Origin of the sequence: Acinetobacter sp. YH12128 (genome assembly GCF_013418655.1) — a bacterium.
GTDB classification, from domain to species: domain Bacteria; phylum Pseudomonadota; class Gammaproteobacteria; order Pseudomonadales; family Moraxellaceae; genus Acinetobacter; species Acinetobacter amyesii.
The window spans coordinates 1-16,379 of record NZ_VPBO01000040.1 but is presented as its reverse complement, the minus strand read 5'-3'; the positions used below and the strand labels follow the sequence as shown (position 1 = coordinate 16,379).

Sequence of the window (16,379 nt, the reverse complement as noted above, 5' to 3'; positions counted from 1 at the left end):
GCTTGGCCAGAAAAATGAGTCGTTCTCGCTGTTCTAAACTAAGTGGTACAGAAACAATTCGAGGCATGGGTGAACATCTGTTAACTAAAAAAACTTTTTCGCATGATTAGTTATTTTTGTCAACTTACCATGTATAAGATAATTGATATTAGTCTCTATTATTGATCTAAAAGGGAATTGTCCAAAGAACTGAATGAACCGTACCGGGTTTGTCGGAGAGTCAATATTCTGAGAGACTATCCCGATGACAAAATTAAAATATACCCCTGAAATCAGAGAAAGAGCGGTTCAATTATTGATTGAATCCGAGAAAGATTATCCATCGAATTGGGCTGCAATCACAGCAATTGCGCCTAAGATTGGTTGTACTCCTGAAACACTTCGTGCCTGGCATCAAAAGCATTTAGATCAGCAAAATCCTATTAAAGTACAACAGATATCTGACCAAGAAAAAATGAAGCAAATGGAACGTGAAATTAAAGAATTAAAGCGTGCCAATGAAATTCTACGCAAAGCAGCCGCTTTTTTCGCCAAGGCGGAGCTCGACCGCCCACACAAATAATGGTGGATTTCATCCATAACAATAAAGACTTATATGGTGTTGATGCGATTTGTAGGATTTTACCGATCGCAGCTTCAACCTATTACCGGACTCTAGATCTCTGCGAAAATCCAGAACATCGAGCAAAGCGAGATTTACATGACTTGCATCATGCTGAGGAGATTAAACGAATTTGGAAGGAAAGTTCAGGTCGGTATGGTGTACGTAAAGTCTGGCAAAAACTGAAACGTGAAGGCTATATTATTGCACGCTGTACTGTTGCTCGATTAATGAAAAAGCTAGGTATACAAGGTGTTTGGCGAGGTAAGAACAAACAAACCACCCGTAGCCGAGATGACCAAAAACGAGCAGATGATTTAGTGAAACGTAATTTTACTGCTGATCATCCTGACCAACTGTGGGTCAGTGACTTTACGTATATTCAAACAAATTCAGGCTGGGTCTATACCGCCTTTATTATTGATGTGTTCTCACGAGCAATTGTTGGCTGGAAAGTATCTACACGAATGAATACAGATATGGTGCTCGATGCATTAGAGCAAGCATTGCATGATCGAGGCATGCCAAAGAATGTGATTCATCATTCCGACAGAGGTGTGCAATATCTTTCTATTCGCTATACCAATCGTTTAGAAGCTGCAAATTTACGAGCATCAGTCGGTACAACTGGTGATTCATACGATAATGCTCTGGCTGAAACGGTGAATGGCTTATACAAAACAGAGGTGATTGAATATTTAAAAGCAGATTGGCAAGGTTTAGCAGATGTACAACTTGCGACACTAAACAGGGTAGATTGGTTCAATAAAAAGCGTGTACACAGTGCACTGGGTTATGTATCGCCTTTTGAGTTTGAAGCAATGTACTATGATAAGATTAACCCGTTAGGTCAGGTGGCCTAACTTAAATAAAAAAGTCTCCGACAAACCCGGTACGGTTCAATTTCTGGAACCAGAATTCATACCAAAATTTAAGTGCGAGCATTGTCAACGGCATTCTAAAATTGACCCCTTTGATCTCGTATTAAATTTCAACCTGGGGCTGAATCCCAATTCTTTTTTTATCCTTCAAACGATAACTCTCACCCGATATTTGTACCACATGACAGTGATGCAGCAACCGATCTAACATCGCAGCGGTCAACGTAATATCATCCGCAAACGACTTAGACCATTGGCTAAAGGGTAAGTTACTCGTCAATATCGTACTGCCTTTTTCATAACGCTTGGCAATCACGTTAAAGAACAGATTCGCTTCTTCACGTCCAAACGGTAAATAACCAATTTCATCGATAATCAGTAACTTTGGTCCCAGTACCGCACGTTGCATATAGGTTTTCAATTTACCTTGCTGATAGGCTGTACTCAGTTGCAGCGTGAGATCGGCGGCGGTAATAAACTTGGTTTTGACATTGTTCATGATGGCCTTATAGCCTAATGCCATAGATAAGTGCGTTTTCCCTACACCGCTAGCCCCGAGAAACACCACATTTTCTGCTCTAGCAATAAAGCTCAGGTTGAACAACTCGACCACCTGTGATTTGGGAGCACCCAGTGCATAATTAAAATCGTAACCTTCCAGCGTTTTCACTTGAGGCAGGCCTGAGAGTTTCATCAGGACCTGCTGGCTGCGCTGTTGCCTGGCAGCATATTCATGCGTCAAGATAGCTTCAACAAAGTCGGCATAACTTCCATCTTGACCTAATGTTTGTTGTGCATGATGTGACCATTGTGATGCGATGGCAGGCAGATTGAGCTTTTGGCAAAGTTGCTCTATACGGTCGTATTGCAGATTCATCAGGAAACTCCCAGCAACTGGTCATATACCGATAAGGGATGCTGCAAACTCTCGTAGGGCATGACATGCTGTGCTGCTGCAACAGGTACAGTGCTAGAACCTGTATCTGATTGCGGTAATGGCGTAAATTTTTGCTGCTCCTGTTGCAGTCGAACAGCCGGTTTTTCTTGCGTGGTGGCATGAATCCGCTGATTGGCGGTTTCATGCAGCCACCGGCCAATGTGGGCATTGGCGACATCAACATCTAACAGTAAACCCGAAGTCTTCAGGCTTGCTTTCAATGGCACAATAAAGCTTGATTTGAGGTATCCATTAAAGCGTTCAACTTTGCCTTTGGTCTGTGCACGGTAGGGCTTACATACGCGAGGACGAAAGCTGTATTTCTTGGCGCAGTCGAGCAGTTTGGGATTCCATTTATGCTGCCCCTCCTGATAGGCATCCCGTTCAATCATGATCGTTTTAGCGTTATCAAACAGGATTTCTTGAGGTACTCCTGCAAAAAACTGAAATGCATTTTCTAGACCATCGATCCATGCATCCGTACGTTCATGATCATAAAATTTCACGAAAGTCGCTCTGGAATACCCTAATGTTGCGACAAAGGCTTTTAAAGTCGTGTTGTTGCGTCGAATTGTCGTGAAATCTACCTGCATTTGTTGGCCAGGTTGGGTTTCAAAACGAATGATCGGTTCCGGTTGAGCAACTGGTTTTAATGTTGCAAGATATTCCCTCAAGATCCTGATCTTTCCTGGATATCCCAACCCTAAAATTTCCTGGTAGAGCACAACAGCAGGAATCCATTCAGGATGAGCTGCGTTTACACGTTGGAGTAAATAGGGTTTATATGGGTCAAGGATACTTATTCTAGGCTGTATACGCTGATACTGAGGTGTGGTGTTTTGCCGTAAATATTTACGTACGGTATTTCTGGACACCCCCAGTTCACGACTAATGGCTTTAATAGATTTACCTTGTTGATGAAGTATTTGGATTGTCACTGCTTGCTCCAAAGTTAACATGTTGAGCAGTCCAAAATGACCGCTATATTAACCAAGGGGGTCAGTTTTTAAATGCCATTAGGGGGTCATTTTTACACTGCCGCTAACAGCATATCTGATTGTTGGGTAGCTACACTTTGAAATCTCAAAACAGATAAAGAATAGAGTAATGGATAAAGACATGCCGTTGTAGTCGAAGCATTGAACAGCACAACAATTCGATTTTGAGTTGAATGCTTTTTTGAGAGTTTGATTGTCTTTAAGAAGAACATTACACAATTGAAGAACTAAATGAAGTAAACACTATATAGACTTAAATAAAATTAGCCTAGAATTATTTTTTTAATAAGTCATTGTTTTATATATTGTTTATCTATAAACACAGAGAGTTATGAACTTAAAGTACTATGTACTTAATTTAACATAATCTATATTATACGCAATTGGCATGTTAGAACCCATTCAAAATGTCTATATTCTCACCAATAAAAATGTCTAGTTTATGATGGCTTAAACATCATGGACTGGATATGAAATATAGATGCTGATCACTATGTCTGACAAAGAAATTCAACGTCTTGCTGTTCTGCAAGACGTTCGAGATCATCGTATTACCCAAGTCCGTGCTGCTGAAATCCTTAATCTTTCAACCCGTCAAATTACCTGGTTATTATAGAAGCTCAATCAAGATGGTGTTTCAGGTATGGCGCATGCCAGTCGTGGTCAACCTGGCCATCGTCGCCATGATGATTTATTAAAATCAAAATGTCTTTCCATTATTTCTGAACATCTGCTGGGATTTGGATCTACCTTGGCTCATGAAAAGCTCACTACCATTCATGGATTCGATATTTCAGTGGAAACACTACGTTCCTGGATGATTGCAGCCAATTTATGGATTCTGCGATCCAAGTGCAAATTCTTATTTAATGATCATTAAATTTTGTGCTAACTTGGACAGATATTATTCGGCTAATTGGACAAACAGTTATTGTTCTTTAAGATGATTAATTAATCGCTCATAGTCATTTTTAGAAAGTTTACCAATGTAAGTTAATTTTGTTTTATCAATTGGCAACTGATATGTCTGTACGGTATCAATCCATGATTTTTTACTTAGTCCAACCGATTCCCAATCTATAATTTCAATATATTTACGTTTAATAAAATCAGATTTATTGTCATATTGACTACTTAAACGGAATACGATGTAGTCTTTTTTTGTTTGTCGAATATATAAAACAGGGCGAGTTTTGCCATCTACTATATCTGTCAAACCAACATAAGCCCAATACAAATCCTGTGCCATTAGTACCCACCATCATCGTTTAAAAATGCTTGAGCAGATTTTGTATTAGATACTTTTACACTTGGGATATTATGGCTAAGAGCTATGAGCTGTGCTGTATTAAAATCATCATCACTTATTTGATTGCTTACAGGGATTCGACCTGTTTTGGCTATTTCAGCCATGACCATACTAAAAACAGATGCAGGGGTTAGCCCAACTTTTTTAATAATGTACTCTGCTGATTCAGAAATAGCCTCATCCACAGAATATTGAACTCTCTTTTTTATTAGCTTAGACATTTAACACCTCTCAATCTTGTTAAGGCCATTTAATGCCATAAAATGGTACAAGGCAAGTGAGTAGTAAGTGGTAAGCATCCGGCTAACACAGCCTTACCAAGCGATCCTATAAGCCTTAATTTAGTTCCCACCTAAAAACAAGTGGGGACTTAATCCATGAACATGGATATATATTCAGCAACACCTCCTGTTGCTAAAAAACGCAGAACATACAGCAAAGAATTCAAACTCAGTATTGTCAATGCCTGTAAAAATCCTAATACCTCGATCGCTTCGGTCGCACTGCAACATAGTATTAATGCCAACCTTGTCAGTCGTTGGATCAGGATCTTCAGCCATCATGATGGTGCCGTGCAGGATCCTACTCATGTGAATCCAGCATTTATTGCTTTGCCTTACACTGCTGCAATCAGCCAACCTATTGATGAGAGGATCACGTTGTGTATCACCGTGCCTCATACGAATAATGATATTCAGCTAAAATGGCAGACATCAGAAATACCTGTCTTGGCAGAATTACTCAAGGCACTTGCAACATGATCCGCATTGATGAAATCTGGTTGTCTACTCAGCCCATGGACATGCGTGCAGGTATGGATACGACCATGGCTCAGGTGGTGAGAGCCTTTGGCTACATCAAACCGCATTGTGCTTACCTGTTCTGTAATAAACGTGGCCATCGCATGAAAGTGTTGGTACATGATGGATTGGGCATCTGGCTGTGTGCCCGGCGGCTGGAACAGGGCAAATTTCACTGGGCTCAAGTTCACCAAGGTGAAACCGTGGCCCTCAGCCCGGAACAGTTACAGGCACTGATCCAAGGTTTGCCCTGGCAGAGAATTGGATTGCAGCAAGTGGTGAATATGCTCTAAACCAAGCTCGACCATTCTGCCATCCTCCAAACGTTCTATTTCATTCTTCTCATGACCTCAGGCATACTGCGGTCATGAATACGCTGCCTGACTTAAGCCAACTGACCCATGAACAACTGCTGGAATTCACCAGACTGAACCGTACCAGGTTTGTCGGAGACTTTTTATTTAAGTTGTCAACGGCATTCTAAAATTGACCCCTTTCACCTTACAAATGGCAAAGTAAAATTGACCCCTTTGATCTCGTATTAAATTTCAACCTGGGGCTGAATCCCAATTCTTTTTTTATCCTTCAAACGATAACTCTCACCCGATATTTGTACCACATGACAGTGATGCAATAACCGATCTAACATCGCAGCGGTCAACGTGACATCATCTGCAAAGGATTTGGACCACTGGCTAAAGGGTAAGTTACTCGTCAATATCGTACTGCCTTTTTCATAACGCTTGGCAATCACGTTAAAGAACAGATTCGCTTCTTCACGTCCAAACGGTAAATAAAGAGATGGATCCGGAAATTTGAACAACTTCTATAAGTGATATTCCGCTCTAGTTAAGCCACCTTGTTTTGTTGGGGTAGCTGATCATAGTAAAACTCATTGGGTGTCATTTTGTCTAGACTCGAATGAGGTCGTTTCAAATTATAAAACTTGAAATATGCACTCAATTGCTTTTTTGCATCTGTGACACTGCTATAAGCTTTGAGATACACCTCTTCATATTTAACGCTCCGCCATAATCGTTCAACCATCACATTATCAATCTATGAGCAGTATACTGCGCAAGTTTACCATCCATACTGATTTGAATGCCATTTGATTTCAATACATCAATAAATGCATCACTCGTGAACTGACTGCCTTTGTCTGTATTAAATATTTCAGGTGATCGGTAATCCTCCCATAAATAACCGAAGTTAAAAGTAGAGGTTAAGCAGCCATTAGAGGTGGCTTTCCTTTGTTAGCTTGATGTGGTCTTTCATGGTTGTAATGCCACAACCAGTTTGTTGCATAATCTTGTACTTCATCCAAAGTATCAAATAAATGCTTGCTCAGCCAACTATAACGTATAGTCCGATTATAGCGTTCAATATACGCATTCTGCTGTGGCTTACCCGGTTGAATATATTCAATACGAATACCGTGCTCAGTAGCCCAGCGCACAAATTCGTGACTGATAAATTCGGGACCATTATCGCATCGGATCACTAACGGTTTTTCTCTCCACTCCAGCAATTGATTCAACGTACGAATAACCCTGATTGTGGGCAATGAGAACCCTGCGTCAATGGCTAGGCCTTCGCGGCGGTAATCATCAATCACATTCAATAATCGAAACTTGCGACCATCGGAAAGCTGATCATGCATAAAATCTAATGACCAAACCTGATTTTCTCGGATTGGTTCTTTCAATGGTTCAGGCGCATGCCGTTTTAGTCTTCTTCTCGGTTTAATACGCAGATTCAGTGCCAACTCACAGTAAATGCGGTAAACCCGCTTGTGATTCCAGCAGCAACTCTCAACATGCCGTAAATACGAGAAGCACAAACCAAAGCCCCAATCGGAATTTTCCTCAGTGAGTTCAATGAGCTGTTCAGCAATGAGTGCATTGTCATCGCTGAGTTTGGCTTGATAGCGGTAGCAGGTTTCACTAATGCCAAATGCTTTACAAGCCAAACGAATACTAATGGCATGCTGGGCAACTGCCTGTTGTGCCATCTTACGCCGGCAAGATGGCTTTACCCTTGCGCAGCAGTGCTGCTCATTGCCATCGCTTCCTGGATGATTTCGGCCTTTAATCGCTCTTCCGCATACATCTTTTTAAGTCTGGTATTTTCGGCTTCTAGCTCTTTCAGTCGAGCCATTAATGATGTATCCATACCACCATATTTGGCACGCCATTTATAAAAGGTAGCATTACTCATGCCGTGTTCACGGCAAAGGGTCGCTACAGGTGTGCCAGATTCTGCCTGTTTCAAGATGGACATGATCTGACTGTCAGTAAATTTAGATGTTTTCATGCAGAATCTCCTGCTCGTATCTTAAGAGAAAATTCTACTTTTAGATCCTATTATTTTTAGGGGGGATTACCAGCCTTCATCGTCAGTTACTTGTCTTTTTACATTGTAATCTGTTTTTCTAATTCAGCTATCCGTGCATTTGCATTAGTGAGTTGTGATTCCACATATTTGATCGAGCCTGATTTTTCGAGTAGCTGTTCATATTTGGCTTGCAAGGCGTTGTAGTCTTCTTTTGCCTTATCTGTACTAGCAAGAGCGACTTTCAGCTTGTCGGTGGTGTCATCAGTTTGTTTGACCTGTTCATCAAGTTTGATTTGCACCTGTTCCAGTTTTTCTGTGGTATCTGCAAGCTGCTTTTCCAGTTGTTGCACTGTTTCCGCATATCCGCCTTGTACTGCATCAATCCGTTCTTGCAATAGGGTTGCAATGACTTGTGACACGGTAACAAGTTCCGCATCTTTCAGAGTTTTTGCCGTAGTAACGGCTGCCGCCAGTTGCTCTTCAAGGATCTCTTTGCGGTATTTGTTGATAGTGGTCTTTGAGCCGCTACCAAGAACCGCAAGGATATTATCGTTAGTTGGGTTTGAGCCTTGTGCTGCAAGGGATTCGATGGCTTTTGCCACATCTGATTTAGTGATTGCCATGGGTTTACTTCCTATTGTGTACTGTACTGTATCGTATTTTAGTACATTACAGTACAGTACACAATCGATATTTTTTATGAATTATGACTAGCTAAAACTCACCCGTATATTCAAACCAATTCAGGTTGGGTCTATACCGCCTTTATTATTGATGTGTTCTCACGAGCAATTGTTGGATGGAAAGTATCAACACGTATGAATACAGACATGGTGCTCGATGCATTGGAGCAAGCATTGCATGACCGATGCATGCCAAAGAATGTGATTCATCATTCCGACAGAGGTGTGCAATATCTTTCCATTCGTTATACCAATCGTTTAGAAGCAGCAAATTTACGAGCATCAGTCGGTACGACTGGTGATTCATACGATAATGCTTTGGCTGAAACGGTGAATGGCTTATACAAAACAGAGGTGATTGAATATTTAAAAGCAGATTGGCAAGGTTTAGCAGATGTACAACTTGCGACACTAAACTGGGTAGATTGGTTCAATAAAGAACGTGTACATAGTGCACTGGGTTATGTATCACCTTTTGAGTTTGAAGCAATCTACTATGATAAGATTAATCCGTTAGGTCAGGTGGCCTAACTTAAATAAAAAGTCTCCGACAAACCCGGTACGGTTCAGAGTGCTAAATTTTTAAATACAGAGCTTCTGACATTGGGATAGATTTCCCAAAAGTAGTCATGGTGAGTACTCTGTATTGATTGCCTGTACTGATGTTTCAGTTTTTTCATTGTTCCTCCTAGGTAACATTACCTAGAAGGGATCCTCTGCAAAATAGTACATCGTCTTTAATCCTGTGAACTAAGAATTATCATTTAAAAATACCACAAAGTAGTATAAAATAAACTACTACAAGGTAGTATGAATGCAATCAATGTATACAATATGTGAGACTCCATTATTTACTAAATACTGTCTTGTTTATTGGACTCAGGAAGAATATGAGGAATTCAAAACATTCTTAGCATTAAATCCTGAAGCAGGAGATGTAGAGCCTAATGCAGGTGGTATTCGTAAGATTAGATGGACTAGCGGTGGTAGAGGTAAAAGTGGTGGTGTCAGAGTCATCTACTTTAATCGTTTAGCAAATGGAGAGATTTGGTTATTAACCTTGTACAGTAAAAAGCAAACTGTACAGCTTAGTAAGAAGACTCTTCAAGCATTAGTGGAGAAACTAAATGACTCGTTTAATGACTGAAAAAGAACTTGAGGCTTTTGAAGCAACTAGGGATATTGAAGCTGAAATATTACAAGGCATCGACGATATGCTTACTAGTAATGCAGCGAAAAGAACCGTAATCACTGAGACAGATGTAGCGTTAGCTCGTAGAAAGGCTCAACTAACACAAGATCAGTTTGCTAAGATTCTTGGCGTATCAAGACGTACTCTTGAATCATGGGAACAAGGTGCGAGAAGACCATCAGGAGCAGCAACATCCCTTATTCGATTATTTATTGTTGATCCAAAATTTGTAAAAGAGAGTCTGGCTTAATTTAGACAGCTCTCTACTATATTTATTTAAGGTTTTTTATGAAGCACTTAGGATTTGTGGGAAAAAGTACTGAATATTTAGGGTATACCCATATTGAAATTATCAATAGCTCATTACGCTTATCTTTCAATATTCCATCAACAAAAGATCTAGAAGAAACCTTTAAAAAGATAGTCGAAAATAACTATGATTTACTCATGGAAACATCAGCAGAAATCGAGTTCGAATTAGAAAGTGAAACGCTAGCAAAGATAGAAACCATCATAAAAGAAAAAGGGATTGAACTTGATGAGTTTGTTCAAAATGCGCTGATTAAACTTATCAACCAAAATGAATTGGCTAAGACTGATTAGACCTTAAATGCAGACAATAAAAAACCCCGGCATCCTGCCGAGGTTTTTTATTGGAACTTTAGGTCTGTGCTGGCTTAGTGCTTGTCGTATCTGGCCCCATCCTGGTGCTCATTCTTTGTAATTCTAAGGAACTTCCTGTTCCTGACCAATTAATCATATGAAAATTCTACTATTCCGAATAGCCGCAAAGGACCGGAATTTACGTAAGCTAAAGCGTACAAAACAGCCTAAGTTTTATCCACAAGAAATGGGGATAATTTTGAACATTCACGCATTGATAAAATTTAAAAAATCTCAAAATCGACTACTTTTTAAACAAATTTATTGGCAAGAACTATCAAAACTGCTCATAAAAAAGCCGATTTGTTTCAAAATCGGTTTTTTGGGCATTTTTGGATTTTTCTTGTTTTATTAAGTATCTGATATTTATATTAATATACAAGTGTATTGCGTATAACCACCATTATGTTAAATAGAATCAAAAAACCTCCAATAAAATCGTTATAGTATTATTATTTATTGAGTAGATAAGAGAATTAAATTAGTGAAATATTCAAATGAAAAAATAGTAAAAGCTCTCTTACTTTCTCCTTTACCACTACTTTTTTTCACAGCAGTCCTGTTTATCGTAATGAATCAGGAATACAGCCTATACTCGATTTTAGTGGTTCTTGTAGGGCACGGTCTTGTCTACTTGGCTTATTGTATTTTGACTGTACCTTTCAGCTTCATATTCTCAATTCTTTTAAATCGTTATAACAGTCTTAATTTATTAACTATCTGTATTGCCTCTATAATTATTGCTACTCCATTTTTTATTCTTTTTGGATGGAGTCACACAGGAGAAATTTCGAAAGAGTGGTGGAAGATGTATACAGATACATGGACTATCTTTATGGCTCTATTTCCTGGCTTATGTTATTGGCTATTTCTGATTAACCTAAAAGATAAGAAATCAAAGAATATTGAATAAACCATTGCATAGAGATTCTTAAATTTCCCTAAAATTAACATAATACACGTTATACGAATTCCCAAGGCATGGCTTCCAGTCATGCTTTTTTTATCAAAAGACTATACCTGAATGATAGCGAGCCAAATCGCATACAATATCTATCATTAGACTTAATGCAATAATTAAATGATAGTATTATCATTAATCTAATAGAATTAAGATTAAATGATAGAAATGAATACACGTATTTATCTACGAGCTTCAACTAAAGATCAAGATGCAGAAAGGGCTTTGCAGATTCTTCAGGATCTAAACCAAAACTTGAATTTGGGTGAAACCATTGTGTACGTGGAAAACTATAGTGGTACGAAGTTAGACCGACCTGAATTGAATAAGCTACTGTCAGAAGCAAATCAAGGTGACACATTGTTAGTTGAAAGTATTGACCGCTTATCACGCCTAACCCAACGAGATTTTCAAGAGCTGAAGCGCAGGATCCAGGAGAAGGGACTTCGTTTAGTCGTAGCAGATCTTCCTACTACCTACCAAATGATTCAAACCAGTGACAGCATTACTCATTCAATCTTGGAACTCATCAACAATATGTTGATTGATCTTCTGGCAACAATGGCCCGCCTAGACAATGAGAAACGTATAGAACGTATTAAGCAGGGCCTGGCACGTTCGGGTTACAAACCAACAGGCAAGAAGGCAAATGAGGCTAAACATAAACGAATAAAAGAATTGCTAGTAGTTGGCAATATGACTAAGGAAGAAATTGCCAAAGCAGTGAATTGTGGAGTTGCAACTGTCTATCGAGTTGCTAAAGTTATCTAAAAGAGGCTTATCTCAACGCGCCCCCAATGGGGCACCGCTGCATTCAGGTTACTTCACATAAGAAATTTTATGTTAAATGATTGTTAGAAATGCCCCTTGATCGAGGCATTTTCTATAAAGAATACTAAAAACTAATTAAAGCCAACCAAGTTTCAAAACAAGGCAGTTCTCAGCAATCATATTTTTAAATTATATAACTCCCAACTGAGCTTTTGCTCCAACGATAAGGCTTTCATTTTGAGTTTCTAAGGCAAATAAACCATACATCAAAGGAGAGGCCGCTGCTCTTTCTAAAGTCTGTTCATATAGTTTATTCCAAACTTTACCCCCTAGTTTTTCATACTCGATGATTAGAGTTTTGAGGCTTTCTTCTCCAAACAAAGTTACATGCCCAGCAAAATCAATCGCTGGGTCATCTATATGGGCTGTTGACCAATCAATAACGCCTGAAACAGCTCCATCCTTTGAAGCTAGTACATGCCCAGCATATAAATCGCCATGTATAAATTGGGTGAAATCTGCCCATAGAACATCATTATCCAACCATTTTCTGTAGCGGGTTTCCAATTGCTCACTTATACCAATTTCAGATTTTACTAACTGCAAATTGTTTGCTATTTCAGGTCTTAAATCTGAAGGTTTCATAATTTTCAAATCATTTTCCCGAACTTCTTTTTCAGGAATACTATGGATTTCAAATAAGGTTTTTGCCAAAGATGTTATGTATTTCGGGCTATCTTTGTCCATATTCCAAATTATTTCATAGGTTTCAGCATCCAAATTTAAAACAGGATTATCTTTAAGTATGGGATAAGCCACTAATTCTGTAGATGAAATTCTCCAATCAGGAACCTCTACAGAAAGATGTTTTTTTACCAATTCTAAAATGCGTTTTTCTTTCTTGATTTGTTCCCTCATGCCATCACGACGAGGAATACGCAGCAACCATTGTTGCCCCTTTGTATCAAGAGCAAAAACGACCTTAAAATCAATGCCCATTTCATTGAAATTCATTTTGTCCGTAAGCAACAAGCCGTGTGCTTCAGCAAGTGATTGAATATCTTGAATTGTCATTTTTAATTTCCTTTAAAGAGTTCAATAATTAATGTTCGGATTAGATTGGCTATCATTAACAATCTCTCTCAAAAGTCTTGATGATTTTGTGGTCTTTGATCTCGTAGATAATGTCAGCAATATTATCGACCAATTGCTTGTCATGAGATACGAAGATAATAGTTCCTGCATAGGACTTCATCATTGTTTCTAATGCGGCAATACTTTTTAGGTCAAGATAGTTTCCTGGTTCATCCATAAGCAAAATATTATATTTTCCTAAAAGCATTTTGGATAAAAGCAGTTTGATGATTTCACCTCCCGATAAGTCGGATAAGTTTTTTTGAATATCATTCGCTCCGATCCCCATTGAAGCCAATACTGCACGAATTTCCGCAACTGTGTACTCGCACTCTTCCTGCATAAAGGAGAGCACAGATTTATGCGTGTTAAATTTATATCCTGTTTGTGTAAAGTAGCCAATTTCAGCTTTTGGAGATATGGTTAATCCATCAGCACGTTCTGATATCATTTTTAACAAGGACGTTTTCCCTGTTCCATTCGATCCAGTTATAGCGACTTTAGCGCCAAGCGGTATTATAAAGTTAGCGTCATCAAAGATAGTACGGCTACCAAATTTTAAGCTCAGACCATCTGCCGTAATCGGGAACTTATTGTGCAGTTCTAGGGCTGAACTTTGACGAAAACGAATAGAACGCAAATGCTCTGGTGCTTGAATATCTTCTAATGCAGCCAAACGCTTTTCCATACTCTTAGCTGCCTGATACAGTTTTCTTTGCTTGGTGCCAGTCATTTTTGCATGCCCAAGTCGTCCAGCACTTTCGGTAGAGTTTTTGGATTTTTCTCCTTTTTTCTTATTGTCTAATCGATTAGCTTGCTGGCGTTTTTCTTGCACAGCAGATTCTAATCGCTCCCGTTCCTTCATCATCAGCTCATATTCTACGGCTTGGTGTTGTCGCTCTTCTTCTTTTTGACGCAAGTAATCCGAGTAACCACCCCAATATTCCGTAATTTTACCGTCTTTTAACTCCCATATCTTGTCTACAACCATATCAAGAAAATATCGGTCATGACTGATAACAAGTAATGCTCCATCAAATGCTTTAAGTTGACCAATAAGTAGATCTATTCCATTGAGATCAAGGTGGCTGGTTGGTTCATCCGCTAGAATGCCATGTACTTGTTGGGAAAATGCGGCAGCAATTTTTGCACGAGTTTCCTCTCCGCCACTCATTGTGTCGTTTTGTACATTGGAAACACCAAGGCGAGATAACATTGCCCGGTCTTCGACCGTTTCTATTTCGATTCCGCCCAGTTGGCTGATATGTGCAAAATCACCAAAACGCTGTAATGTCGCTTCGGCTAAAACAATTTCGCCATTAAGTACTTTGAGTAAACTACTCTTTCCTGCTCCGTTATCACCCACAAGACCAATACGGTCATAAGAGTGAATTTCCAATTCATCAATATCCAAAACATCACGCCCAGCATAATCCAAGCGTATGTTTCTCGCTTTAATAATTAAACTCATTTTTATTTACTCCTGTTTAGCTCTTGAAATTTTTTATGCAGCAAACAGGATTTAGGTGAAAACAAAAGCTAGCATCACAGTGTCCTCCCAAAAAAAAAGCTATTCATCCACAGGGTGGACAAATAGCTAGTCAATTAAGTTATAACTGGAAACTATGCACTAAAAGCATACTTATAAATTAAGCATACTTTTACTTTATATATCCGCATATATTCTTAAAGACACAACAAAAGCCCACCATTATAAAATAGTGTCACTATGCAAATAGTTGTGTCTTAACGAATGCGGATAGAATGCATAAACTTACCTAAAAAATAAAATTCAGTTTTATGATAACTTTACTGTTAAAAGAAGTCTAGACAACCTTGTTTTATGCTTGGATATAAGGCTTATTTTAAAATAATAGTAGTGAAGATTTTCTAAAATTAACATAATACACCTTATACGAAATAAAAATGGGAGCCTTAAGCTCCCATTTTTTAAGTAATTTTTTCAAATAAGGCTTGGGTGAGCATCTAAAATTCGAATCAATGTAGCTGCTGGTCCAGTTGGATAGCGTTTTCTAATAAAAGATCTAAATACGTATCTTTCATCAATTGAGATTCATTGTTATTCAATATATTGTAGGTTGAAAGTATCAAATGTGAAAGTTGAGGATCAGAACGTAGGGTTGATTCGATAGCAAGTTCGATAGGCTCATTAAATATTCCTTCATAGCTTTTTTTTAACCATGCTGGATCTAAATGCATCATTTTATAAGTGAAGCCGAGAGGATCTGGTGCATTACCATCATGAACTTCTTCAGGTTCAAGCATGAAAGTTTGACCTTGATAGCTATCAATAATTTTTTTTCTACAATTGAATTGTTGATGTCCTAACTCTGTTACCCCTATAAGATAACTTGAGTGTAGATGAGGATCGTATGCAAAGCCTTTGAAGTGGGCATGAATTAGTTCTATACCTGTAGACTTATCCTGTGTGACATTGACCCAATTGCTCATATTTACTTAATTAGTCCTAATGGATTTAGCTTATCAAAAATTATCTAATGAAGAAATTCTAAAATTAACATAATACACCTTATACAAAATGCCCTTGTAAGCCCTTAATCAAGGGCATTTTTAGTCTCTACTTAACATAAAATTTTGGTGGTGCTTCAAAAAGTATGCTGCCTTTAAATGAAGCCATTATTGATGTAAAAGAAAAGAAGGCTAAATCAAAAGCTTTAAAATGGTTTTCAAGCTTTTTTGAAAAATTACAGCTTCTTCTGAAGCTACGCCTAATTCTATGCCTTATTTTGCAATTATTGCCTTCAATACCTACAGTAAAAAATTTACCAATACTTTGCTTACCATTTTTAAAAGCAGTGATGAAACTGTCCCAATGATCACTTGCAATTCGGGTGTAGTGAATATCTAATTGTTTAAGCTTTGTCTTCAATTGTTAGACTGTAGCTAAATCTCGTTTACCCCAAACATAAGCAACAATTTCACCTGTTTCTCGATGATAGGCGTAAATAAGCCATTGTTTATTCTTTTTATTTCCAACAAAATTCCAGAACTCATCTACTTCGAGAGATTCATAATGACTTTGCTGAGGCTGAATTTCATAGGTTGATTCAGTTAAAGTACGTAAAACTTT

15 protein-coding genes, 9 pseudogenes and 1 other annotated feature are annotated in these 16,379 nt (G+C 38.5%); of the genes and pseudogenes, 10 read left to right on the top strand and 14 right to left on the bottom strand.

The window, feature by feature from the left end; all coding sequences use genetic code 11:
• Positions 1–67, bottom strand: a pseudogene (locus FTU64_RS16450) (helix-turn-helix domain-containing protein); the annotation flags it as partial.
• A 177-nt stretch (positions 68–244) separates the two neighbouring features.
• Here FTU64_RS16450 and FTU64_RS15560 point away from each other — a divergent pair.
• Positions 245–1,464 (top strand): IS3 family transposase gene (locus FTU64_RS15560; protein ID WP_159153816.1). Its coding sequence is split into 2 segments (ribosomal slippage): positions 245–521 and positions 521–1,464, totalling 1,221 coding nucleotides; the frame shifts between segments, so codons are not numbered across the junction.
• Positions 520–636 (top strand) — a sequence feature (AL1L pseudoknot). (Overlaps the previous gene by 117 nt.)
• 121 nt (positions 1,465–1,585) lie before the next feature.
• Here FTU64_RS15560 and istB (FTU64_RS15555) read toward each other — a convergent pair.
• Both istB (FTU64_RS15555) and istA read right to left on the bottom strand, forming a co-directional pair.
• Positions 1,586–2,359, bottom strand: coding sequence for an IS21-like element ISAba8 family helper ATPase IstB (istB, locus tag FTU64_RS15555; protein WP_180060248.1), 774 nt, complete (start codon positions 2,357–2,359; stop codon positions 1,586–1,588).
• Positions 2,359–3,378, bottom strand: a complete 1,020-nt coding sequence (istA, locus tag FTU64_RS15550; protein WP_159153814.1) for an IS21-like element ISAba8 family transposase — start codon at positions 3,376–3,378, stop codon at positions 2,359–2,361. The genes istB (FTU64_RS15555) and istA overlap by 1 nt, the downstream gene beginning before the upstream one ends.
• A gap of 520 nt (positions 3,379–3,898) precedes the next feature.
• Between istA and FTU64_RS15545 the strand changes: the two are divergent.
• Positions 3,899–4,270 (top strand): annotated as a pseudogene (locus tag FTU64_RS15545) (ISNCY family transposase); the annotation flags it as partial.
• 75 nt (positions 4,271–4,345) lie between these two features.
• On the opposite strand, the gene FTU64_RS15540 reads toward FTU64_RS15545, so the two are convergent.
• Positions 4,346–4,666: a hypothetical protein gene (locus tag FTU64_RS15540; RefSeq protein WP_127800962.1), complete on the bottom strand. Its 321-nt coding sequence runs from the start codon at positions 4,664–4,666 to the stop codon at positions 4,346–4,348.
• Positions 4,666–4,947, bottom strand: a complete 282-nt coding sequence (locus FTU64_RS15535) for a type II toxin-antitoxin system RelB/DinJ family antitoxin (RefSeq protein WP_127800960.1) — start codon at positions 4,945–4,947, stop codon at positions 4,666–4,668. Before FTU64_RS15535 ends, FTU64_RS15540 begins: the two co-directional genes overlap by 1 nt.
• A gap of 156 nt (positions 4,948–5,103) precedes the next feature.
• Between FTU64_RS15535 and FTU64_RS15530 the strand changes: the two genes are divergently transcribed.
• Both FTU64_RS15530 and tnpB read left to right on the top strand, forming a co-directional pair.
• Complete coding sequence (locus FTU64_RS15530; protein WP_163143575.1) at positions 5,104–5,487, top strand: transposase; 384 nt, start codon at positions 5,104–5,106, stop codon at positions 5,485–5,487.
• A complete protein-coding gene (gene tnpB / locus FTU64_RS15525; RefSeq protein ID WP_004780063.1) occupies positions 5,484–5,819 on the top strand; it encodes an IS66 family insertion sequence element accessory protein TnpB in 336 nt (111 codons plus the stop codon). Before FTU64_RS15530 ends, tnpB begins: the two co-directional genes overlap by 4 nt.
• A gap of 248 nt (positions 5,820–6,067) precedes the next feature.
• On the opposite strand, the pseudogene istB (FTU64_RS15520) reads toward tnpB, so the two are convergent.
• The 4 genes and pseudogenes from istB (FTU64_RS15520) to FTU64_RS15505 form a co-directional block, all read right to left on the bottom strand.
• Positions 6,068–6,322: pseudogene (istB, locus tag FTU64_RS15520) on the bottom strand (IS21-like element ISAba8 family helper ATPase IstB); the annotation flags it as partial.
• A gap of 53 nt (positions 6,323–6,375) precedes the next feature.
• Positions 6,376–6,716, bottom strand: a pseudogene (locus tag FTU64_RS15515) (transposase); the annotation flags it as partial.
• Positions 6,717–6,751: 35 nt separating this feature from the next.
• Positions 6,752–7,842 (bottom strand): annotated as a pseudogene (locus FTU64_RS15510) (IS3 family transposase).
• A gap of 98 nt (positions 7,843–7,940) precedes the next feature.
• Positions 7,941–8,486 (bottom strand): DNA-binding protein, encoded by a 546-nt coding sequence (locus FTU64_RS15505; protein WP_127800924.1) that lies wholly within the window; start codon positions 8,484–8,486, stop codon positions 7,941–7,943.
• A 105-nt stretch (positions 8,487–8,591) separates the two neighbouring features.
• Between FTU64_RS15505 and FTU64_RS15500 the strand changes: the two are divergent.
• The 6 genes and pseudogenes from FTU64_RS15500 to FTU64_RS15475 all read left to right on the top strand — a co-directional run.
• A pseudogene (locus tag FTU64_RS15500) lies at positions 8,592–9,077 on the top strand (IS3 family transposase); the annotation flags it as partial.
• A gap of 292 nt (positions 9,078–9,369) precedes the next feature.
• Entirely contained in the window at positions 9,370–9,693 is a 324-nt protein-coding gene (locus tag FTU64_RS15495) for a transcriptional regulator (RefSeq protein WP_104505828.1), read from the top strand.
• Positions 9,674–9,988 (top strand): DNA-binding transcriptional regulator, encoded by a 315-nt coding sequence (locus tag FTU64_RS15490; RefSeq protein ID WP_104505827.1) that lies wholly within the window; start codon positions 9,674–9,676, stop codon positions 9,986–9,988. The genes FTU64_RS15495 and FTU64_RS15490 overlap by 20 nt, the downstream gene beginning before the upstream one ends.
• A gap of 38 nt (positions 9,989–10,026) precedes the next feature.
• Positions 10,027–10,341, top strand: a complete 315-nt coding sequence (locus tag FTU64_RS15485) for a hypothetical protein (protein WP_104505826.1) — start codon at positions 10,027–10,029, stop codon at positions 10,339–10,341.
• Between the two features lie 544 nt (positions 10,342–10,885).
• The gene (locus tag FTU64_RS15480; RefSeq protein WP_000877730.1) at positions 10,886–11,314 is read left to right on the top strand and encodes a hypothetical protein; all 429 of its coding nucleotides are present in this window, start codon (positions 10,886–10,888) and stop codon (positions 11,312–11,314) included.
• A 207-nt stretch (positions 11,315–11,521) separates the two neighbouring features.
• Entirely contained in the window at positions 11,522–12,133 is a 612-nt protein-coding gene (locus tag FTU64_RS15475) for a recombinase family protein (protein ID WP_015060246.1), read from the top strand.
• Between the two features lie 189 nt (positions 12,134–12,322).
• Here FTU64_RS15475 and FTU64_RS15470 read toward each other — a convergent pair whose 3' ends face one another.
• The 5 genes and pseudogenes from FTU64_RS15470 to FTU64_RS15450 all read right to left on the bottom strand — a co-directional run.
• Positions 12,323–13,207 (bottom strand): Mph(E) family macrolide 2'-phosphotransferase, encoded by an 885-nt coding sequence (locus FTU64_RS15470; RefSeq protein WP_000155092.1) that lies wholly within the window; start codon positions 13,205–13,207, stop codon positions 12,323–12,325.
• Between the two features lie 55 nt (positions 13,208–13,262).
• Entirely contained in the window at positions 13,263–14,738 is a 1,476-nt protein-coding gene (msr(E), locus tag FTU64_RS15465) for an ABC-F type ribosomal protection protein Msr(E) (RefSeq protein WP_000052512.1), read from the bottom strand.
• A 492-nt stretch (positions 14,739–15,230) separates the two neighbouring features.
• Positions 15,231–15,299: pseudogene (locus FTU64_RS15460) on the bottom strand (transcriptional regulator); the annotation flags it as partial.
• A 14-nt stretch (positions 15,300–15,313) separates the two neighbouring features.
• Positions 15,314–15,739: pseudogene (locus FTU64_RS15455) on the bottom strand (AraC family ligand binding domain-containing protein); the annotation flags it as partial.
• A 173-nt stretch (positions 15,740–15,912) separates the two neighbouring features.
• A pseudogene (locus FTU64_RS15450) lies at positions 15,913–16,379 on the bottom strand (IS1 family transposase); the annotation flags it as partial.